The sequence below is a fragment of the Paenibacillus sp. FSL L8-0494 genome, assembly GCF_038003695.1.
GTDB lineage: Bacteria > Bacillota > Bacilli > Paenibacillales > Paenibacillaceae > Paenibacillus_AQ > Paenibacillus_AQ odorifer.
On record NZ_JBBOPQ010000001.1, the window covers coordinates 2,319,610 to 2,341,447 of the forward strand.

General features: G+C 42.9%; 18 protein-coding genes and 1 other annotated feature. Of the genes, 16 read left to right on the top strand and 2 right to left on the bottom strand.

The window, feature by feature from the left end; translation table 11 throughout:
* The first annotated feature begins 423 nt into the window (after window positions 1–423).
* The 11 genes from NYE35_RS10280 to NYE35_RS10330 all read left to right on the top strand — a co-directional run bounded on the left by NYE35_RS10280 (window position 424) and on the right by NYE35_RS10330 (window position 12,426).
* Complete coding sequence (locus tag NYE35_RS10280; protein WP_341120880.1) at window positions 424–1,623, top strand: saccharopine dehydrogenase family protein; 1,200 nt, start codon at window positions 424–426, stop codon at window positions 1,621–1,623.
* Between the two features lie 10 nt (window positions 1,624–1,633).
* Window positions 1,634–2,770: a carboxynorspermidine decarboxylase gene (gene nspC, locus NYE35_RS10285; protein WP_036679316.1), complete on the top strand. Its 1,137-nt coding sequence runs from the start codon at window positions 1,634–1,636 to the stop codon at window positions 2,768–2,770.
* A 494-nt stretch (window positions 2,771–3,264) separates the two neighbouring features.
* On the top strand, window positions 3,265–3,888 hold the full coding sequence (locus tag NYE35_RS10290) for a deoxynucleoside kinase (protein ID WP_341070446.1): 624 nt from the start codon (window positions 3,265–3,267) through the stop codon (window positions 3,886–3,888).
* Window positions 3,885–4,538 (top strand): deoxynucleoside kinase, encoded by a 654-nt coding sequence (locus NYE35_RS10295; RefSeq protein WP_036679320.1) that lies wholly within the window; start codon window positions 3,885–3,887, stop codon window positions 4,536–4,538. Before NYE35_RS10290 ends, NYE35_RS10295 begins: the two co-directional genes overlap by 4 nt.
* A gap of 292 nt (window positions 4,539–4,830) precedes the next feature.
* On the top strand, window positions 4,831–6,024 hold the full coding sequence (locus NYE35_RS10300) for a collagen-like protein (RefSeq protein ID WP_445321952.1): 1,194 nt from the start codon (window positions 4,831–4,833) through the stop codon (window positions 6,022–6,024).
* A gap of 259 nt (window positions 6,025–6,283) precedes the next feature.
* On the top strand, window positions 6,284–7,465 hold the full coding sequence (locus NYE35_RS10305; RefSeq protein ID WP_076107486.1) for a MalY/PatB family protein: 1,182 nt from the start codon (window positions 6,284–6,286) through the stop codon (window positions 7,463–7,465).
* Window positions 7,466–7,583: 118 nt separating this feature from the next.
* Window positions 7,584–7,874 carry a hypothetical protein gene (locus NYE35_RS10310; protein ID WP_341120883.1) on the top strand — a complete coding sequence of 97 codons (291 nt, stop codon included), beginning with the start codon at window positions 7,584–7,586 and terminating at the stop codon, window positions 7,872–7,874.
* Window positions 7,875–7,937: 63 nt separating this feature from the next.
* Window positions 7,938–8,888, top strand: coding sequence for a nucleoside hydrolase (locus tag NYE35_RS10315; RefSeq protein WP_076140902.1), 951 nt, complete (start codon window positions 7,938–7,940; stop codon window positions 8,886–8,888).
* 156 nt (window positions 8,889–9,044) lie between these two features.
* Window positions 9,045–10,298: a stalk domain-containing protein gene (locus NYE35_RS10320; protein ID WP_076272902.1), complete on the top strand. Its 1,254-nt coding sequence runs from the start codon at window positions 9,045–9,047 to the stop codon at window positions 10,296–10,298.
* Between the two features lie 62 nt (window positions 10,299–10,360).
* Window positions 10,361–10,592, top strand: a binding site (T-box leader).
* 62 nt (window positions 10,593–10,654) lie between these two features.
* Window positions 10,655–11,461, top strand: a complete 807-nt coding sequence (locus tag NYE35_RS10325; protein ID WP_341120885.1) for a class I SAM-dependent methyltransferase — start codon at window positions 10,655–10,657, stop codon at window positions 11,459–11,461.
* A gap of 44 nt (window positions 11,462–11,505) precedes the next feature.
* Window positions 11,506–12,426 carry an AraC family transcriptional regulator gene (locus NYE35_RS10330; protein ID WP_341120888.1) on the top strand — a complete coding sequence of 307 codons (921 nt, stop codon included), beginning with the start codon at window positions 11,506–11,508 and terminating at the stop codon, window positions 12,424–12,426.
* 11 nt (window positions 12,427–12,437) lie between these two features.
* Here the strand turns inward: NYE35_RS10330 and NYE35_RS10335 are convergent, their stop codons facing one another.
* Window positions 12,438–12,983 (bottom strand): hypothetical protein, encoded by a 546-nt coding sequence (locus NYE35_RS10335; protein WP_341120890.1) that lies wholly within the window; start codon window positions 12,981–12,983, stop codon window positions 12,438–12,440.
* A gap of 393 nt (window positions 12,984–13,376) precedes the next feature.
* Between NYE35_RS10335 and NYE35_RS10340 the strand changes: the two genes are divergently transcribed.
* The 3 genes from NYE35_RS10340 to NYE35_RS10350 all read left to right on the top strand — a co-directional run bounded on the left by NYE35_RS10340 (window position 13,377) and on the right by NYE35_RS10350 (window position 17,728).
* On the top strand, window positions 13,377–14,330 hold the full coding sequence (locus NYE35_RS10340; RefSeq protein WP_341120892.1) for a radical SAM protein: 954 nt from the start codon (window positions 13,377–13,379) through the stop codon (window positions 14,328–14,330).
* A 121-nt stretch (window positions 14,331–14,451) separates the two neighbouring features.
* Window positions 14,452–15,498: a bile acid:sodium symporter family protein gene (locus NYE35_RS10345; RefSeq protein WP_254924524.1), complete on the top strand. Its 1,047-nt coding sequence runs from the start codon at window positions 14,452–14,454 to the stop codon at window positions 15,496–15,498.
* A 196-nt stretch (window positions 15,499–15,694) separates the two neighbouring features.
* Window positions 15,695–17,728 (top strand): methyl-accepting chemotaxis protein, encoded by a 2,034-nt coding sequence (locus tag NYE35_RS10350; RefSeq protein WP_038569767.1) that lies wholly within the window; start codon window positions 15,695–15,697, stop codon window positions 17,726–17,728.
* Between the two features lie 166 nt (window positions 17,729–17,894).
* Here NYE35_RS10350 and NYE35_RS10355 read toward each other — a convergent pair whose 3' ends face one another.
* The gene (locus NYE35_RS10355; RefSeq protein WP_305953602.1) at window positions 17,895–19,175 is read right to left on the bottom strand and encodes a histidine--tRNA ligase; all 1,281 of its coding nucleotides are present in this window, start codon (window positions 19,173–19,175) and stop codon (window positions 17,895–17,897) included.
* 352 nt (window positions 19,176–19,527) lie between these two features.
* Between NYE35_RS10355 and NYE35_RS10360 the strand changes: the two genes are divergently transcribed.
* Together NYE35_RS10360 and NYE35_RS10365 are read left to right on the top strand one after the other, a co-directional pair.
* A complete protein-coding gene (locus NYE35_RS10360) occupies window positions 19,528–20,181 on the top strand; it encodes an HD domain-containing protein (protein WP_036679342.1) in 654 nt (217 codons plus the stop codon).
* 86 nt (window positions 20,182–20,267) lie between these two features.
* Complete coding sequence (locus NYE35_RS10365; protein WP_036679344.1) at window positions 20,268–21,713, top strand: DEAD/DEAH box helicase; 1,446 nt, start codon at window positions 20,268–20,270, stop codon at window positions 21,711–21,713.
* Window positions 21,714–21,838: the final 125 nt, after the last annotated feature.

The following is a 21,838-nucleotide window of genomic DNA, read 5'->3' on the forward strand; positions in this document are numbered from 1 at the left end:
GATGGGCATAGCAACAACGATTAATATTGCGACAAAAACGGGTAAGAGTATATATTACGGCCTCTTTGTATTTGTTGCATTGCTGTTGATCGGAATGGGTGGGAACTGTACGTCTTTACGCGGAGTTGAAAGGATGGTGAGGTTTTTCATTGATTTTAAAATAAATCGTATGAAGTATAACCCTCTTGTGATAGAATAATCTAGTTGCTCTAGTTTCTGAAAATCCACTCTGTTCCAGCAAAACACCTGATCTATACACGTGGATAATCGAGGAAATATGAGCATTTAAGAGTATTAACAAGATTTCTTAGAGATTTTACACAAAACACATCATTTTTTGTCGGTTTTTATTGATTTATTCAAAAATATTATGTATAATCAGCCTTGTTGATTTTGCAAATGGAATTTTAGGAGGTTTTTATTTTGGGAAAAGCGTTAATTATTGGCGCTGGCGGCGTAGCAAGTGTTGTTGTTCATAAATGCTGCCAGAACCCGGATGTATTTGAAGAGATCTGCATTGCCAGCAGAACTGTCGCGAAATGTGACGCTCTGAAAGATAAATTAGCCGGAGGCCGCACGAAGATTTCTACTGCTCAGCTCGATGCAGATAACACGGACGAAGTCATTGAACTGATCAAGAGCTTTGAGCCGGATGTCGTTATTAATGTCGCTCTCCCATATCAGGACCTGACGATCATGGATGCGTGCCTGGCAACAGGAGTGCACTATGTGGATACTGCCAATTATGAACCACAAGATACAGCGAAATTCGAATATTCCTGGCAGTGGGCTTACAAAGAAAGATTTGAGAAAGCTCGCCTTACCGCTTTGCTCGGCAGTGGATTTGACCCAGGTGTAACTGGCGTGTTCACGGCTTATGCGCAAAAACACTATTTTGACGAGATCCATACCATTGATATTGTAGACGCCAACGCTGGCGATCATGGATATCCATTCGCTACAAACTTTAATCCTGAAATCAATATTCGTGAAATTACAGCTAATGGCCGTTATTTCGAGAATGGCGAGTGGATTGAAACCGCACCACTTTCTGAGAAGAAGGTTTACGATCTTCCGGAAATCGGACCTAAAGATATTTATCTTTTGTACCATGAAGAGTTGGAATCCTTGGCTGTTAATATCAAGGGCGTGAAGAAGATCCGTTTCTGGATGACTTTCTCGCAGAACTACCTGACTCACTTGAAAGTGCTTGAGAATGTGGGTATGACTTCTATCGAGCCTATCATGTACGAAGGCAAAGAGATCGTTCCTTTGCAATTCTTGAAGGCAATGCTGCCTGACCCGGCTTCCCTGGGACCAAGAACAAAAGGTAAAACTAACATTGGATGTATCATCCAAGGTACTAAAGACGGTAAGCCAAAAACTTATTATGTATACAACGTTTGCGATCATGAAGAATGTTATGCAGAGGTTGGCTCCCAAGCCATTTCCTATACTACAGGCGTTCCTGCAATGATCGGAGCAATGTTAATTATAAAAGGAATCTGGAAGAAACCAGGCGTGTACAACGTAGAAGAGTTCGATCCAGATCCATTCATGGAAGCTTTGAATAAACATGGTCTGCCTTGGCAAGAAGATTTCTCGCCAACGCTGCTAGATTAAGGCGCGATTGATGGATATTGATATCAGCGTTGTCCCGTCACCATGTTACCTTGTAGATGAAAGATTGCTTACCCGCAATCTTGAGATTATGAATTCTGTACAAGAACGTACAGGAGCTAAGATTTTGCTCGCGCAAAAAGGCTTCTCAATGCACTCCTTGTATCCGCTAGTTGGCAAGTACTTGCATGGCGTAACTTCCAGCTCCTTATTCGAAGCCAGACTTGGCTATGAAAAAATGGGCAAAGAGGTTCATGTCTACGCACCAGCTTATGTGGAAAGTGAATTCGATGAGCTTCTTGAATACTCGGATCACATTGTGTTCAATTCTTTTGACCAGTGGAATCGATTCAAGGATCGTGTGAAAAATGCACCGAAGCATATCAGCTGCGGCATTCGGGTGAATCCGGAGTATTCCGAGATCGAAGTTCCGCTGTATGATCCATGCTACAATTATTCCAGAATGGGAGTAACTCTCCCTAACTTTAGACCTGAAGAGCTTGAGGGAATTGATGGATTACATTTCCATACCATGTGCGAACAAAATTCAGACACACTGGAGCGTACGCTCAAGGTAGTCGAAGAGAAGTTCGGACCTTATCTCAAAGGGATGAAATGGCTTAATTTTGGTGGCGGTCATCATATTACACGTCCCGATTATGATCTGGAGACCCTTGTCCGCTGCATTCTGCATATGAAAGAGACTTACGGTGTGGAAATCTATCTGGAGCCAGGTGAGGCCGTTGCGCTTAATACTGGATATTTGGTAGCTACCGTTCTCGATGTTATGCATAACGGAATGGACATTGCGATTCTCGATACTTCGGCTGAATGCCACATGCCAGATGTACTGGCTATGCCATACCGTCCGAACATTATCGATGCTGGACAACCCGGGGAATATCCTTATACGTACAGATTAGGTGGAATGACTTGCCTAGCCGGAGATGTAATTGGAGATTATTCCTTCAAGGAGCCTTTGAAATACGGCGATAGACTCGTATTTCTAGATATGGCGCATTATTCTATGGTGAAGAACCATATGTTTAACGGCGTGAATCTGCCAGCTATCGTCAGCTACAATGACGAAGAGGGAATTAAAGTAATTAAACAGTTCGCTTTCGAAGATTTCAGCGGACGTTTATCTTAATAGAATGATCTAAAAAGGTGTCCCTTCAGGGACACCTTTTTTGCTATGGTTCCAGTCCTTTGAATGCGCGATGACATCTAGGAAAAGAGGAGTGATGCTAAAGGACCGTATGGCAACTATTGGTGTTTATTAGCTCATTTGGCTAAGGTTATGGACTGTATAGCTCTTATTGGTCGGATAGTGACTATTATTAGGGCGCATTTGGTAGAATAGCTGCAACTGAGTCCGATTGTATGCTGAAACAGCCGATTTTTCGGAAATAGAGTCTCATCGGTCCGATTCATCCTCGTGGGGAGAAGATAGATATCGAACCGATTTTTCAGAGGAATAACTCTCTTATATATGCGTTTATCTTACAGTTGGACACTTGTATTACTGGAAAAGTTTCTTCATAATTAGCCGCTCACAAGTAAGGTCTCATGTGATACAATAATTTAGTCTGTTTTTAAAATTAGTTATTGAAGGGTCCGTATCTGAGGAGGAAGTCAGCATCAATGAAACATGCACCGTTTATTGCAGTGGAAGGCCCGATCGGGGCTGGAAAAACAACATTAGCTTCGATGCTTGCAGAGGAATTAAACTTACCGATTATTAAGGAGATTGTGGATGAGAATCCGTTTTTGGCTAAATTTTATCAGAACATGGATGACTGGAGCTTTCAACTGGAGATGTTTTTTCTCTGTAATCGGTACAAGCAGCTTGAAGATACAGTAACTCAGTACATAGATAAAGGTAAACCGGTGATCTCGGATTATCATATTTATAAGAACCTTATCTTTGGGGAACGAACGCTGAAGGGAACGAAACGAGAAAAGTATCGACAAATCTATCATGTGCTGACGGATGACCTGCCGAAGCCAAATATTATTCTCTATATAAAAGCAGATCTCGATACCTTGTTAAAAAGAATCGCCAAACGCGGACGCCCTTTTGAAGGGGATATGGATACTGCGTATTTGCAGCAATTGATAGAAGATTATGATGATGCGATGGGCTCTCTAGCGATTCAAGAGCCGTCTACCGTTATTATTACCATAGATGGAAATGCAGTCGATTTCGTGGAGAACCCAGAACACTTCGTCGAAATTGCCTCTCACATAAAGGAGCTAATGAAATGAATCCATATAACATCCCAGCTAACGCCATAATTACCGTGGCAGGAACCGTGGGGGTGGGGAAATCCACTTTAACAGGTGCTTTGGCTAAAAGGTTAGATTTTCAAACCTCGCTGGAGCAAGTTGATCATAATCCTTATCTTGAAAAGTTCTATCATGATTTTGAGAGATGGAGTTTTCATCTACAGATTTATTTCCTAGCCGAACGTTTTAAAGAACAGAAGAAAATGTTCGAAATGGGCGGTGGTTTTGTTCAAGATCGCTCGATTTATGAGGACACTGGTATTTTTGCTAAAATGCATGCGGATCAAGGCACGATGTCCAAGACAGACTATGAAACCTATACAAGCTTGTATGAAGCCATGGTCATGACACCCTATTTCCCGCACCCTGATGTGCTGATTTATATTGAAGGCAGTCTTCCTTCTATTTTAGCGCGAATTAATGAACGCGGCCGTGAAATGGAAATTCAAACGGACGTGTCCTACTGGGAGCATATGCATGGCAGATATTCGAAATGGATCAATGAGTTTACAGCTTGCCCAGTGCTCCGTCTGAACATTGATGATTATGACGTAAATGACTCGGCATCAATGGCGGATATTCTCACGAAGGTAGGCAACACCATTCGTAAGCCTGTTGATAAAATATAATAGTTGAGGATTAGCAGCTCCCGTGGTTTGGGGGTTGTTTTTTTATGAGCTCATAAAAAAGACCCAAATCTATGATTTGGGCCTAATAGGGAAGTGTCAGTTGTCCTAATCATAAAATACGAAAAGTGAATTAAAATGGTGTGGACATTGTAATGTACTTAAGGGCCACCTCCTATTTTATTAGCCCTTTTTTTAGGAAATAGGTTCCTGTCTAATAGAAACTAGTTATTGGTCCATGTCTAAAATTAATAAGATGCGTACACTGAACTATCTTTATAGGGAGGTGTACGTATTGAGTTGTCCAGACGATAAAAAGTGTCATAAAAAAAAAGTCGCCACTGTATTTCCTTCGAAAAGAAAAAGAAAAGAACATCGTCGAAAAGTTATTAAGAAGATTGTAAAAGTCACTTGTCCTCCACCAGAAGTGAATGTTACTACACCGACAGTCGTTGGTGCTACAGGACCGCAAGGGCCGCAAGGAGCACAAGGACTCCAAGGAATACAAGGGGCCCAAGGCGTTCCCGGAGCTCAAGGAGCACGAGGACTCCAAGGAGCTGAAGGAGCTGAAGGACCTCCAGGACCCGCCGGCGGACCTCCAGGACCCCAAGGACCTCAAGGTGAACCAGGGCCAGCGGGAGCGATTGGTCCACAGGGTGTAGCGGGACCCGTTGGTCCTCAGGGTGCCCAAGGCGTGCCGGGTGCCCAAGGAGTTGTAGGTCCTCAGGGATCGCAAGGTTTACCTGGTCCTGCAGGAGCTATAGGACCACAAGGTTTTGTAGGAGCACCGGGAGCACCGGGAGCACCGGGAGCACCGGGAGCACCGGGAGCAACCGGAGCAACAGGAGCACCAGGAGCGCCAGGAGCACCAGGAGTAGCTGGAGCAACCGGAGCACCGGGAGCGGCCGGAGCACCGGGAGCAGCAGGAGCACCGGGAGCAGCAGGAGCAACGGGAGCAACCGGAGCGCCGGGAGCAGCTGGAGCACCGGGGGCAGCAGGAGCCGCTGGAGCAACCGGAGCACCGGGGGCAGCAGGAGCAACGGGGGCAACCGGAGCACCAGGAGGCGTATTAGGTTTTGCTGATTTTTTTGCCCTAATGCCTCCTGATAATGCAGCAACTGTAGCACCGGGCACAGACGTAAGTTTTCCTCAAAACGGACCTACCAGCGGGACGACAATTGCACGAACGGGTCCTAGTTCTTTTAATTTAGCAGCAATAGGGACTTATCAGGTGTTGTTTCAGGTTAGTGTAACCGAAGCAGGACAACTCATCTTGACTCTTAATGGCGCGGATCTCGCCTATACTGTAGTTGGACGCGCAACAGGTACATCACAAATCGTAGAAATGGCTATAGTGCAAACAACGGTTATTAACACCATCCTGACCGTTCGGAATCCTGCTGGTAACTCTACTGCACTTACTATTACTCCTCTCGCTGGAGGAACAAGATCTGTTTCAGCACATCTCGTTATTACACAATTAGCGTAATAAGGTGTACTTCGTATAGATAAGTTGGTCACCTTAATATTGGTGATTTTACTTATGATTATTGTAAAGAGGAGGACGAACGAAGGTCCTCCTCTTTATTCAGAGTATTTACTATTAACATTCTATTGTTTTTCTATCGTCTAACGACTTGAAATTAATCATCTATTTATGTGAATTCTTTTGATTCTATCTTAAGATGCCATATCGCTTTCCTCATGATACAATAAAAGATAAGTTTATAAGGATGAGGTGACTTTAGTTGAAGTATGATTTCGATCGCGTAATTGACCGCCGTAATACTAGCTCTTACAAATGGGACCAATCCGAGAAGTTGTTTGGTGAGAAGGATATTATGCCGCTTTGGGTGGCAGACATGGATTTTGAAAGTCCTCCCGCAGTGAAGGAAGCCATTCTGCGCCGCGCAGAACAAGGAGTTTACGGTTACAGTGTACCTAGTGATACTTATAAAGAAGCCATCACGTCATGGTTTAAAAGACGGCATGATTGGCAGATCAAACCGGAGTGGATTTCAGATTCTCCCGGAATTGTAACTTCCTTAAGCCTCTCTGTTGAACTTTTTACTGAGCCTGGGGACGAGGTTATTTTACAATCGCCAGTTTATTATCCCTTCTATGATGTCATCCAGATGAATGACCGGAAGGTTGCCAAGAATCCGCTTATCGTCCGTAATGGGCGCTTTGAGATGGATTATGAGCAGTTGGAAGGGCTGATGTTGGGTGGAGCTAAGCTGCTGCTGTTATGCAGTCCGCATAATCCAGGCGGTAGAGTATGGGAAAGAGAAGAACTGTTGAAGCTCGGTGAACTGTGCTTGCGCCACGGAGTGAAAGTTATCTCTGATGAGATCCATTGTGATTTGGCGCTTCCAGGGTATGAGCATATTCCTTTTGCATCTTTGTCTGAGGAAATTGCCAATATTACGTTAACCACACTTGCCGCGACCAAAACCTTCAATCTTCCGGGGCTTCAATCCTCTTTTATCGTGTCCTCGAATCCGGAATTGAAACGTAAATTTGATCAAAAAATGAAAGCCTTGAGCTTACATATGGCTAGTTTCTTCGCGCAAGGAGCAGTACAAGCCGCTTACAACGACGGAGAAGAATGGCTGGATGAGCTGTTACAATATGTATCAGATAATGTGGATTATACTATTAGCTATTTGTCGGAGCATTTACCACAGGTTCATGTGATGCAGCCGCAAGGAACCTACCTGTTATGGGTAGATTGCCGCGAACTGAACTTGGAAATAGACGGTCTGAAGCAGCTGATGCACAAAGAGGCTAAAGTTGCGTTTAATGAAGGTTCTGTTTTTGGAACAGAGGGCAAAGGCCATCTGCGGATCAATCTGGCTTGTCCGAGATCTACGTTAGTTGAGGCATTGGAACGCTTTTGCAAGGCAGCCGCAGCTTATACAAAGAAATAAACGGTGATTTACTGAAGCTTGATGATTCCGCTAATGGGGTCGTTAAGCTTCTTTATTTTGCAATAGGGTAAAAAGAATAATAAAATGGAGTCCATTACGACAAGCAGGAGGACTGCAAATGAAATGGGTAGCCCAGCTTCCGTATTATAAGATACAACGAGAAATTAGGGATGGAGAACAACGAAGTGTTGCTTCCAATCGGCTAATGTATTTATATCAAGATAGAATTGTAACTCGTCATCGGGAATTCCCGCTAAAAGATATTTTCGATATGTCTTATCGTTCAATGGGGGATGTGGGCGGCATGTTCTATCTGCACACGAGTAAGGGTGTGTATGCTTATTTGATAGAGTGTGATCCCGAGCGGTTTATTGAAGCCTTTAAAGAACAGGAATTGAATAAGAATTGAGCGACCCTCGTTGGCCGTGATATGATAACTTTTATGAAAAAAGCATAATGGGAGAGAACATAAATGAGCAAAACACGAATTATTATTGATGCAGACACAGGTATTGACGATGCACTGGCGATTCTATATGCCTTACGCGCTCCAAACGTAATTGTAGAAGGAATTACAACCGTTTTTGGGAATATTGATGTCGAAAAGGCGGCGGACAATTCACTGCGGCTAATTGAGCTTGCTAAGCCTGGTTATGAGATTCCTGTAGCGATCGGAGCCTCCAAGGCACTTGTTCGTGAGCACTCAGGCTACGCCACTCATGTGCATGGTGAGAACGGTATTGGTAATGTGGAAATTGCTCCATCCAGCCAGCGTCCCATTAGCGAAACTGCATCTGAGTTTATTGTTCGGATGGCTAATGAGAATCCCGGAGAGATTGTATTAGTCACACTGGCACATCTAACTAACCTTTCTATGGCGCTTGATATGGACCCTGGTATTAAGAATACTTTGAAAAAAGTAGTGGTGATGGGCGGTACGATCTTCAATCCCGGAAATAGAACACCGGTTGCGGAAGCGAATATTGCTGGGGATCCGGAAGCTGCTGATCATGTATTTACATCTGGGCTTCCTGTTATGATGGTGGGTCTAGACGTTACGCTTAAGACGCGGATTACCCAAGAGCATATCGATTTATTAAACCGTTTTGGACGTGAAGAAAATAAAGCGATCATTTCGTTCATGGAACAATCGCTTACTCATTATTTTAATTTCTATCGTGAAGCGAACTTTTTGATCAACAGCGCACCGCTGCATGATCCACTCGCACTTATGGTTGCGCTGCAACCAGATCTAGTAACCTACAAAGAGATGAATGTTCGTGTGGAGCACAAAGGTGAGTTTACATCGGGAATGGTCGTAGCGGACTTGCGGGCTCAGCCAAAAGTAGGTAAACCCATACAAGTTGCAGTGGATGTAGATGTTGAACGAGCAGTGGGAACCTTTTTGAGCGTGTTTATGTAATTTTGCCGACCTCTTCTAATATGAAAAATAATTTCGAAGCTTATAGATGACAATCTATTAATTTTACAATTGGATAATCTTTGGTAAAATGGTAGAGGACATATAAGAGTTTACAAGATTAGACTTCATATCATAGAAGAGGGAGACTTATCATTCATGAACAAGCGAATCGGTAAATTAGTATTATGTTTGGCTATTTCGCTAGGAGGCACCACGGCTTTAATCCACAATACCACACAGGCAGCCACAGCTGGTGGAGTTAGTATTGTGCTGGATGGTTATCCACTACCCTTTCCAGTAGAACCTGTTGTGATGAGCGGAACAACGATGGTGCCATTCCGAGCTATATCTGAAGCTTTGGGAATTAATGTCGAGTGGAATCAAGCGCAGAAGAAAATTACGGCTACCAAAACAGATACTGCAGGGACCAAAGTGGTAACCCTGACCCTCGGCAGCAAAAATGCAGGTGTTAACGGCGCGGTTGTGAAGTTAGGAGTTGCTCCGCAGACGATCCGGGATACAACGATGATTCCCCTTAGCTTCTTCGGCCAGCAGTTTGGTGCGGGTGTAGCTTGGAATCAAGCCACGAAGACCGTATCTATTACTTCACCGAAGACTGAACTGTACACTCTCGGTTTCTATGCTCTGAGTTCTTATAGTGAGATTTCCTTACTTCCTAATTTTGATGCTGTGGCCTTTGGTTGGAGTGGGATTGATAAAAGCGGGCAATTCACCACAACGGGGACTGATTTCAAATGGCCTCAAGCGGCTGGTGACGTAACGCCAGAATCGATTGTCACGAATGCAGCGGCAGGTGGAACAGCTCCTTATCTGATGGTCTTCTCTGGAGATACCGCATCAGAGTTAACTAAGAACCTGGAAGATAAGCAGCTTCAAGAACAGACGATTACTGGAATCGTAGATCTTGCAACGCAAAAAGGATTCCAAGGCATTACCCTGGATCTGGAGGGCCTAGGTCTAACAGGTGATAAGGCGAAGGTGCAAGCAGATTACAATGCTTTTGTGAAAAACCTATCACAAAAAGCACATGCAGCAGGACTTAAACTTACCGTTATTCTTCATCCATTAAATAGTTCTTATAAAGGATATGATTACAAAACTTTAGGAACACTTGCAGATGATTTGGTCATTATGGCGTACGATTATTTACAAGAGAAAAAAGTTCCAGAGCCGATGAGTTTAGTTGATGAAGGCATCCGGCTTGCGCTTCAGCAAGTGAGTAAGGATAAGCTGATCCTCGGGATCTCTGTGTATAGCGAAAACGAATCTTCAGTGAATTCGAAGGTAGGACTTGCTAAACGTTATGGTCTTAAAGGAATTGCGATCTGGCGTTTAGGTCTGATCGGACAGCCTGTCTGGAACGAAATGGGTAAGTCAGTAGAGCTGTAAGTGGAATTTGTATTGACAGGGAATAATTTCTAAATATATACTAGGTCAAAATACAATACGGAATAAACGTAATGATTGGGAGTATTAAGGAATAACTACTGCCCAGAGAGCTGCCGGTTGGTGCAAGACAGCGGAGTAGGTTCCCCAACTCACCCATGAGCGGTAAGATCGAACCTCAGTAGATCTTAACGGCTAACCCTCCGTAATCGGGTTCTAAGATTCGTTGTTTATTATAAGCAATAAGCAACGATCAAAAAGAGTGGTACCGCGAAGGTTAAACCTATCGCCTCTTTGGAGGCGATAGGTTTTTTCTGTTCTCTACAGAAAAAATACAATTGAAGGTGGGTGTTTTGGTAATGGGCAATATTATTGATTATTACTCCCAATTTGATGAGTGGGGAAGGTTGGATAGGGAGCCGCTGGAGTTCATCATTAATCTGCATTATATAAAACATTATTTAACTACCGCACAATCTATACTGGATAATGGTGCTGGGCCCGGTAAATATGCCATGGAGCTGGCGAAGCTGGGCTATAACGTAACGTTATCGGATCTTACCCCTAAGTTAGTTGAAATAGCTCAGCAGAAGGTTAATGAATTAGGATTAACTGAGCAATTTAAAGGTTTTCATGTGCGGAATGCAACTAGTTTAGAGGGAATATCTGACGAAAGCTTTGATGCTTCTCTGATGTTAGGCCCTTTATATCATTTGCAAGAAGAAGAGGATCGGATTTTAGCAGTTAAGGAATTGTTTCGTGTGACAAGGAAGAATGGCATCGTATTTGTAGCCTTTCAAAGTCGGATGAGAATGACTCTTACATCCTTACAGTTCCCACAACATTGGAAGCCTAATGACAACATGGATTCAATACAAGAGTTTTATGATAGCGGGATTTTTAATCATAAAGATGAAGGTAGGTTTACGGGAGCTTATTACTTCAATATTGAGGATATAAAACCTTTCATGGAGGAGAATGGATTTCGAACCATTGATTTAATTGGTTCTTCTAGCCTCGGAGCATTACTGACAAATGAGCAGAAACAATACTGGACAGACCGGGGTGAGCATGAGGAGCTCTTTGAATTTCTCATTAACGCAGCAAAGGATCCATCCATTTTGGGGATTTCCTCTCATCTGTTGTATATAGGGCGAAGGAAATAAATAAGGAAAAATCATTTTATCATCACGGGATTGAGGTAGGTCTAGTGAACAATGATTACAGGGTGCGTATTCAGACTGTTCTTCATTTTATCGAGGACAACTTAGATCAAGAGATAAATCTAGAAATGCTAGCTGAAGTTTCTAATTTTTCTAAGTATCATTTTTCTAGAGTTTTTTCTGCAATTACAAATAAAACACCAATGACCTATCTGACGGAAAGACGTCTACATCACGCGGTTACCTATCTTGAAACAACCAATAAAACCATGCTAGATATCTCAATTCTATGCGGTTTTAGTTCCATCTCAAGTTTTAATTCATCCTTTAGGAAACTGTTTAAGACAACCCCAAGCGAGATGAGAAGGTCAATGCAAGAACATAGCAATTATCAGTTAATGTCCAGCAATAATCAGGAAGAATTGTCTCCTTCTAAAAATTATGATGTGATTATCAACATAAATAATTTTTTAAGGAGAGTATGGGAAATGAACATTGAGGTAAAAGAACTTCCAAGTTATCAAGTGGCATACGTAAGGCATGTTGGCAGCTATCTTGAAACGTATAAGGCATGGGGAACACTCAGCAAGTGGGTTGAGAAAAATGATTTACCGTCAACAGAATACTTCATTGGTATTTCTTTAGATGATCCCAGCGTGACTGACGAATACTCTTGTAGATATGATGCCTGCATAACCATTCCAGAAGAGTTTGTTAAAGAGGGTGATTCGAGCGTAGAGTTCAAAACTTTATCTGGTGGTCTTTATGCCTTATATCCGTTTTATGATACGATCGACAAATTGGCTATTGCCTATCAAAGTGTGTACGGTCAATGGCTACCTAATAGTGATTATGAACCGGATGATCGGTATGCGCTCGAATTTTGTATGAATGATCCATATACAGACCCTGAAGGTAAAGCAAAAGTTGATCTTTATATCCCTATAAAAAGTGCCGGTGGACTTTAAAACAAACCCTGCTACTCGATTACGGTTCCATTCTCGATGGACGCAATGGTAGTAAATACTCGTGAATAAGCATCTTTAATATTGGGTTCGTTAACTATATCCTTGTAAAGCCCATAACCCCAGGTTTTATAGGTTTCACCAGTTTGAAGATAACCTGTAATATACATGCCTGAATGCGTATCGGATATATCTTCGTAGGATAACTTTTCAGTAACAAATGGCATAAATGACTTGGTAGACCCGATAAAATAAAATGGAATACCTGCCTTTTTATATACTTTTGCATACTTATTCTCAGCGGCTTCAGATAAATGCTCCTTCATAATAAATACCGCATCATAATCAGCGGAGAGCTTTGCGTATTCTTCTAATTCCTCAAATGAAATACTTGTGAAGCTCACGTGCTCTTCTCTTACTTTCGGGGCCTCGCCAACAACGCCTACAGATAAACTTTTTCCATGATATAGAGGTGTGACAACCGTATTGGCTGTAACTGTACAGCCTGTAGCGAGCATGACGATTAGGATGACGAGTATGTATGAGGATAATTTCTTCATATAGAAGCTCCTTCAATTTAAAATGGTCTATATAATCCAGAGTGAAAGCAATGTAAAATATAACCTTTATTATATTGTATAACCAATATATAGTGCTAAAGGAAATTTTGAAACTGTGGCGTGTTAGCGACTGCCCGAAAGCTTTCTAAAGGAAAATTCACTTCGTTAGCATAGTTTGTCTCCGGAATCCGACTAATTGATACGGTAATAAAAAAGGAAACTGGAGACAACTCCGGTTGGAAGAACGGATATTTCCGTAGTCACGATCGTTAGCTGTTATAGCTGGGAATCCGAATGTTATAAAACTCACATTAACCTAAGCCATAAACCTATATAATCTCTAAGGTTGAACTTTTGAACTAAATTCATTATTTTTCAGGAGGACTTTAGAGTATGAGATATAAAGCATTAGAGCTCGACAAACCGCTTACTTATGAGCTGGAAGGGTTAGAAATAGGGGTAACTTCGAACTGTAATTTCCGCTGCGATTATTGCTGTGCATATAATAGAAATGATGGACAAAGCATCAAAGCCAAAGAGGTCATCCGCATTCTGGACGAACTTCCAGGCCTTAAAAGAGTACGTTTATCAGGTGGAGAAGTGACGCTGAAGTTCGATGACTGTGTGGAGATTGTAACCTACTGCGCATCCAGAGGGATTCAGACACAACTGAATTCCAACGGCAGTCTTTTAAATGCTGAACGAATTGGCCAATTGGTTTCCGCAGGATTAACGACCATACATATTTCCTTCAATTTTACTACTGCGGAAGCTTTCTCAAAATATTATAATATTCATCCAAGCATTTATGAGAAAATAAGAGAAAATATTACCCTGTTCGCCGCAACAAGTGTAGATACTGTGCTGGAGACGCTGCTGTTCAGTGAAACCCAGGATAATATGAAGGAGATCAGCGATCATGTCTACGCAATGGGCGTGCGCACACATGAAATTCAGAACAGTATTATCATGGATCATACAGGGTGGAAGTCGATTGCTGCGCGGGAACAATTAAAGAATGCAGTGAGTGAGCTGATCGCACGGAAGAAAGAAGATACGATTCTGTATTTCACCTGCATGGACCGCATTATGGACGCCCTTGGGTTCGAAGAGCAGCCGGGTGTGTATTTTCCTCACTGTATAGAGGGGAAGAAGCAGCTTCATTTGCATGGAAATGGCGACATTTTGATTTCAGAGCTTTGCCATCCGGTGATTATCGGCAACATTTATCAAGGAACTTCACTAAAAGATTTATACAATAATATGCCAGCGCCATTGGCACAGTTCTTGGATAAGCAACCTTGCCCAGCGCTGGATGCATTGTTTCCACAAGGCATAGAAGTTTAACACTCTATATAGATTACTTCGAGGGACCAATTTAAGAATTGGTTCCTATTTTTTTATGGTAGACTTAATAAAAAACACAGATAAGGAATGTATGAGCTTCATACATAAGGTGTACTGCCAAGTGTTTGCTAATATAAGAAATGGACTTATCAAATCTAATGTTGTTCTAGAAAAGATTATGCCGTTATTAACACCCACAGCCATCGTGGTCGGTGTGCTTAACGAAAGCAGACTGCTGCCGTTCACAGGTCTCGTGCCCTGGATTTTCGCTGTAATGACGCTGATCGGTAGCTTGAAGTCCAACCTAAAGGACCTGCTAGGGGTACTTCTGAAACCCCAGAAGCTGATTATTCTAATGGTAATTTTACATATTGTAATGCCGCTGATCGGCTGGCTTGCAGCCATGGCTTTTTTTCCGGGAGATCCATATACAGTGACTGGTTATGTATTGCTGTTCGCGATTCCTACAGGTGTTGTAAGTGTGGTATGGGTGTCGATGTACGGAGGAAATATTGCATTGACATTAGCCCTTATTCTGATTGATACGCTCTTGTCGCCAATTGTTGTCCCGGGTACCTTATATTTGCTGATGGGAGCGAGTGTGGAAATTCAGCTAGGTGATATGATGAAAGGGCTGCTATGGATGGTAGTCATTCCTTCTGTAGTTGGGATGCTGCTGAATCAATGGACAAAAGGGAAAGTCAATACGGTATGTGGACCGCCGCTTGCTCCGTTTGTTAAAGTCGGATTGTTTGTAGTTGTTTCTATTAATGGGGCCAGCATTGCCCGTTATCTGAAACATCCGGATGGCAAATTAGCGATCATAATTGGAGTGACCTTCATAACCGTTGTGCTTGGCTATGTAATCGGAGCTTTGGTGTCACGCCGTTTCCGCTTTAGTTATGAAGATTCCGTGGCGGTGCAGTTTAATTCGGGTATGCGGAATTTAAGTGCGGGAGCTGTATTAGCAGTGAAATATTTTCCTCCTGCTGTCGCGCTTCCAGTAATTTCGGGGATGTTGTTCCAACAAATACTCGCTGCGATGTCTGGTCTATTTTTACGTAGTAGAACTAAACGACTGTTAAGTGAGGGTGCATTAATGCAAGTGAATACTGCCTCTCAGATAGAACCCTCTGCTTCTTCTAGGACAGATGATAGGTCTTGTTAGCCGGTTTGTGAAGGATATATGACCTAAAAGCTGTGATATTTTATTCATTTACATGAAAATTTTCGACATTTTATGATATATTTCTTATTTTTGCGCGATTTATATTCACTATTCAACTTTGCCACCCGATAGTAATTGTATTATTTACAATTTCATTGTTCGCAAATGAACAAGGAGTCGGAAGGATGAAAAGAATATGAAGATTCGCCTAAAGTTATCACTTGTTATGATAGGTGTGACCCTTTTATGTATTTCTGTAATGGGGATATTTACGTATTTGAAATCAACTCAGGCGATTGTGAATCTTACTGAGAATTCTATGAAGCAGGTCAATACGAACAAAGCTCAGACCATATCAGCCATGATAGCAAAAGAGCAGAGAAGCACAGAGCTTATTGCGAGCCGCTCGGAAATTGTTGATCTACTGCTGCAAGCTGGGAATGGTGGAGTTAGCAAAGGTGATAAGCTTCAGAATGAGGTGAACGCCAGTCTTCAAAGCATTGTGGAGGAAGCAGGGAACCTTGAGCACATTCTTGTCAGTGATATGAAAGGTATTAGTGTGGCTGACAGTGATACTAAGCTTATAGGGACAGATTTTAGTGAAAGAGATTATACGAAAAGAGTAATGGAGACGGCTGAGCCTGTGATCAGCGAAACGCTGAAATCAAAATCTACAGGAGCTTATGTAGTGGCTTTTGTACAGCCCGTAAAGAGTAATGGAAAGATGATTGGATTTATTGCGTCAGCTGTTTCCGCAGATAGTATGATTAAGTATTTGGCCGATACCAAAGTGGTAAACACGACGAGCTCTTACGCTTATTTACTGGATGAGAACGGCAATAAATTATATTATCCGGATAAAACACAAATTGGTCAGCCTATTGAGAATACGCAGATCGCAGCTGTTATGGAGCGTGTGAAATCTGGTGAGAAGGTAGCGGATGGCCTGCTAAATAATACATATAATGGTGTGGAAAAAAAATCTACCTATACAGTTTTGCCTGAGACGCACTGGTTGCTTGTATTAACCGCAGACCTTGATGAAATCGTGAAACCTGTCACTGATATGAGAAATTTCAACTTATTTCTTGGTGTGGGAAGTTTAATTATTGCCTTGCTGATTGCTCTTTATTTTGCTAAAAAAATCTCTTCTCCGATTGTTAAACTAACGGACATGATTAATAAAACGGCAGAATTGAATTTGACGCATGACTCAGAGTATGAGTATTTGACTAAAAACAAAGATGAGACAGGGACGATCGCCAAAGCGATGTTCCGCACCCGGGCTACACTTCGTGAGATGGCTGGAAGCTTAATTACGATCTCGTCCAAAGTGCTTGAAAATGCAGAAACGCTGGAGAAGCTGTCTATAGATGTGCGGGAAAATGCCCACGATAATTCAGCGACTACGCAGCAGCTATCGGCAGGTATGGAAGAGACCGCAGCCTCCACAGAGGAAATGACAGCAGCAATTACTGAAATTGATAACAATGTATCCGGGATCACCAATAATGTGAAGGAAGGCGCTGCCGTTTCTAGACAAATTAGTGAGCGGGCGCTGACTCTCCAAGATGAGGCAACAGAATCTACGACGAATGCTAAACAAATTTATGAATCCGTGCGAATCGATATGGAAAAAGCGATTGAGCAGTCGAGCGCGATTGCAGAGATTAATGTACTGACAGATACGATTCTATCCATTGCCAGTCAGACCAATCTGCTGGCCCTGAATGCAGCTATAGAAGCGGCAAGAGCGGGTGAGGCAGGTAAAGGTTTTGCGGTTGTAGCTGGTGAGATTCGGAAGTTGGCTGAGAAATCGTCTAAGATTGCGGCTGGAATTCAAGGTGTGGTAACAGGTGTATATTCCTCTGTTGAATCCATGAAGGAGAATTCTGAGGCATTACTTTCTTTTATTGACCAGAATGTTCTAGCAGATTATGAACGATTAACTGAGGTAAGTCAGCAATACAACAGTGATGCTGCTACTGTAAATACGCTGTTAAAACAATTCGAGAGCGCAGCCGATCATTTGAGTATGGCCATATCGAGTATTAATGTTGCCGTTAATGAAGTAGCTGCTACAGTAAACGAAGGAGCTATAGGGATTCAGGATATCGCGGTGAAAACGGCGGATATCGTGGAAAAAACATTCCTAGAGGTTACTATGGCTGATGAAAATACTCAAAGTGCCAAAGAGCTTCAGGGGTTAGTAGATAAGTTTAAGATCTAAGGGTTTGAAATGAATTAAGGGAATCCTTATCTATTTTTCATAAAATATTAAGCTTGCAGGGTTATAGTACATGTATAACCTCCCTTATATATAGACTTTACCCCGCCGGTCGCCGGCGGGGTCTTTTTTTTATGCGAATCTTTCTAAAAGAATATCAGGCAGTAGTTTAGCCAGTAATAAGGTAGATGGCTTCATCTAATGGAACTATAACCTCTGTTTGTTCCTTCATATCCTTCAGCCGCACCTTATCCACACTGGATTCACTCTCGCCGATCAGAATAACGTAACGAATTTTTTTGGATGAGGCTGTGGCGAGTTGCTTTTTAAGTTTTCTTTTACCGGATACCAGAGTGGTTCGGATAGAACAGGCACGGAGCTCGGCGGCTGCAATTAAAGCCTGTGGGAGCGTCTCGCCAATCGGAATGACCATAACCTCTGCTGTCTTGTGCTCTTGGATAGGACGTTCTGCAAGGAGCGCCATGATAGACTCCATACCAAAAGATAAGCCAACCGTAGGATATTGAATATCCTCTCTGCCCACTAGCTGTCCGATGATAGCGTCATATCTGCCTCCACCCCCCAAGCTTGAGGTAAAGGAACCGGATGCATCAAAGATCTCGTAGACGGTTCCAGTGTAGAAAGAAAGCCCGCGGGATAAAAAAGGATCGAAACGACAAGTCTGTTGCAGCTGAATGTCTTGGAGCAGCTTTTGCAGGACAAGAACCTCCATCGCTCCCGGTTGTCCGGTAAGACTATATTTTTCGCATAACTGCTCAAAGCTTGGATTGTCCGTTTCGATAAGCTCTAGGATAGCAGCGATGGTTGTAGGTTTGATTTCCTTGCTGATCAATTCATTTTTCACGCCGCTGAGGGTGGTTTTTTCTAATTTATCCAAGGTTAGCATAACGGACAACTGGTCCTCAGCAGGTACACCAATCGATTCCAGAATCTCACCGAGAAAACGTCTGTTGTTCCATTTTAGGATGATCGGGATATCCAGCTTGCGAAAAGCTTCTGTGGCCAGCTGCATCAATTCAGCTTCCGCCTCAGGTCCTGAAATACCAACGACATCAACATCGCATTGCAGAAATTCACGCAGGCGCCCACGTTTCACGGGACCATCACGGAATACTTTTCCGATCTCATAACGCTTGAAGGGAAACTCTATTCCAGGATTTAAAGCGATCACTTTGGCAAAAGGGATGGTCAGATCATATCGTAAGCCCAGCTTGCGGTTGCCTTGATCGGTTAGTTGGTACATCTCCTTGAGAATTTCATCCCCACCTGCATATTTCGAGGTTAATAAATCCAGTTCATTTAATAATGTGGTGTCCATGGATTCAAAATCATAGAGTTCGAACAAATCCTGCAGCGTATTTTGAATGTTCTTTCTGAGCGCCTGCTCTTTTCCAAAGTAATCATAAGTTCCTTTAATGTTTTGCATCATTAGTAGCTCCTTTGAATTGGCATAGTTTAGAGAATAAAAAAACGCGCAGGACCTCATGGTCCTGCGCGTGATCTATGCCGCAGGGAGGCCAACGCGAGTAGCGTTAGCCTCCCTGAGAAATTCAGGGTTGCTAACGCTGTTTGTGATAATAATGAAGTTGATTCAGCATGATTGTTATGGTGTTCATCAGAATCAATTCCCTTCGACATTTTGATTACTGCCGATTATAGCGGATCATTTGGAGTCGTGCAAGTAAGAATTTGTTATAACGAAGATTTTTAGTAGGCGAATGGACAGGCAATCAGCTATAATAGGGCTTCGATATTTCATAGGCGAAGGGAGCTTGTTGACGATGAATCAACCTTTAATAATAGCCCGGGCGGAAGAATTTGTTAAAGAACAACTGGGACAAGATACTACGGGTCATGACTGGTGGCACACCCATCGGGTCCGCAGCACGGCATGTGAAATTGCTGAGATCGAGCGTGCGGATGTGTTTATCTGTACGATGGCAGCCTTGCTGCATGATGTTGCAGACGAGAAGCTTAATCCGTCAAAAGAAGCAGGTCTGCTTAAAGTCCACACTTGGCTCACGGCAAACCTTACAGAGGAGGAGCAAATTCGTCATATCATGCTGATCGTTGAAACGATGTCCTTTAGTGGTGGTGGAGGAGAACCTATGCAGACTCTGGAAGGTCAAGTGGTGCAGGATGCAGATCGACTAGATGCACTTGGCGCGATTGGCATTGCCAGAACCTTTATTTTCTCAGGTGCAAAGGGACGTCCGGCTTATGATCCAGAAGTGGCTCCACGCGAGGAGTCGCTGCAAAAGGAATACAGGGATTATAGCAAGGGGACGGCTGTGAATCATTTTTATGAGAAGCTGTTGAAACTAAAATTCTTAATGAATACGGCTTATGGACGCAAGTTAGCGGAAGAACGGCATGATTTCATGTTGAATTTTCTGGACCAGTTCTATAAGGAATGGAATCAAGGACGCCAATAACTGTTATAATGATAAGTATGCACAAGATGGAAGGATCGCGGAGTTTCCGCTTTAACCAGAACAATCGGCATAGAAGAGGTTGAACGATGAGTGAATTGCAATTTAGAGATTATGAGTTAGACGAAGAGATAATTAAAGCACTGGATGTTCTGAAATTTATGACACCTACGGAGGTACAGAGCAAGGTAATTCCTGTGGCTTTGCAGCAAAAGGATCTGATTGTGAAATCGCAAACAGGCAGTGGCAAGACGGGAGCTTATGGTATTCCGCTTTGCGATCTGGTGGATTGGGTGGAGAATAAGCCGCAGGCTTTGATTCTTACGCCAACTCGAGAGCTTGCGATGCAGGTGAAAGAGGATATTACGAACATCGGACGTTTTAAACGGATTAAGGCAGTTGCTCTTTTCGGCAAGCAGCCCTTTGCCCCCCAAAAGATAGAGCTTACGCAAAAAACACATGTTGTCGTAGGTACGCCTGGACGCGTATTTGACCATATTGAAAGAGGCACACTTCCGCTAAATCGAATCAAATATTTGATCATCGATGAAGCTGACGAAATGCTGAGCATGGGCTTTATTGAGCAGATCGAGAAGATCATCAAGCAGCTGCCCAAAGAACGAGTAACCATGTTATTCTCAGCTACCTTACCCGAAGTCATTAAGAATTTGTGCCGAAAATATATGAACGATCCAACGGATATCGAGATTCAGGCAAGTGGAATTACGACGGCTACGATTGAACATGCGTTGATTGAAGTGAGACAAGCTGCCAAATTCTCTTTGCTAAGCGATATCATAACGGTGGAGAATCCGGATAGCTGTATTATTTTTTGCCGTACGCAGGAGCAGGTGAATGCTGTATTCAGAGGACTGGCGGATCTGGAATATCCTTGTGATAAGATCCATGGGGGTATGGAGCAGGATGAGCGCTTTGAGGTCATGAATGCTTTTAAAAGAGGGCAATTCCGCTATTTAATCGCTACCGATGTGGCGGCTAGAGGGATTGATATCGAGAATATCACCCATGTGATTAATTACGATATTCCACTGGAAAAAGAAAGCTACGTGCATCGTACAGGCAGAACCGCGCGTGCAGGCAAGACGGGTAAAGCGATCACTTTTGTCACTCCGAATGAGCAGAAGTGGGTAACTGAAATTGAAAGCTATATTGGCTTCAGCATTCCGCATATGAAAGCTCCTTCGGACGACGCAGTTGCCTACGCAAAGGAAGCGTTCGAGCAGAAGATCAATAAGCAGCCTGTCCGCAAAAAGGACAAAAGCGAAAGCTTAAACAAAGAGATTATGAAGCTATACTTCAACGGCGGCAAGAAAAAGAAGCTAAGAGCCGTGGATTTTGTCGGCACAATAGCAAAGCTTGAAGGTATTTCCGCCGAAGATATCGGGATTATCTCGATTCAGGACAATGTGACCTACGTGGATATTTTGAACGGTAAAGGCGCAATGGTGCTGCAAGCGATGAGAGAGACCACCGTAAAGGGCAAGCAGCTGAAGGTTCATATTGCGAAAAAATAAATCAAGGATGACAGCTTATTGCTAAGCTCCTTGCAAATATGCCGCTACTGATGCGGTTTATAGGAAGAGGGAGCCGTGTTCACTACACGGCTCCTTCTTTAATTTGTTGTTTTATCTCAGCATCT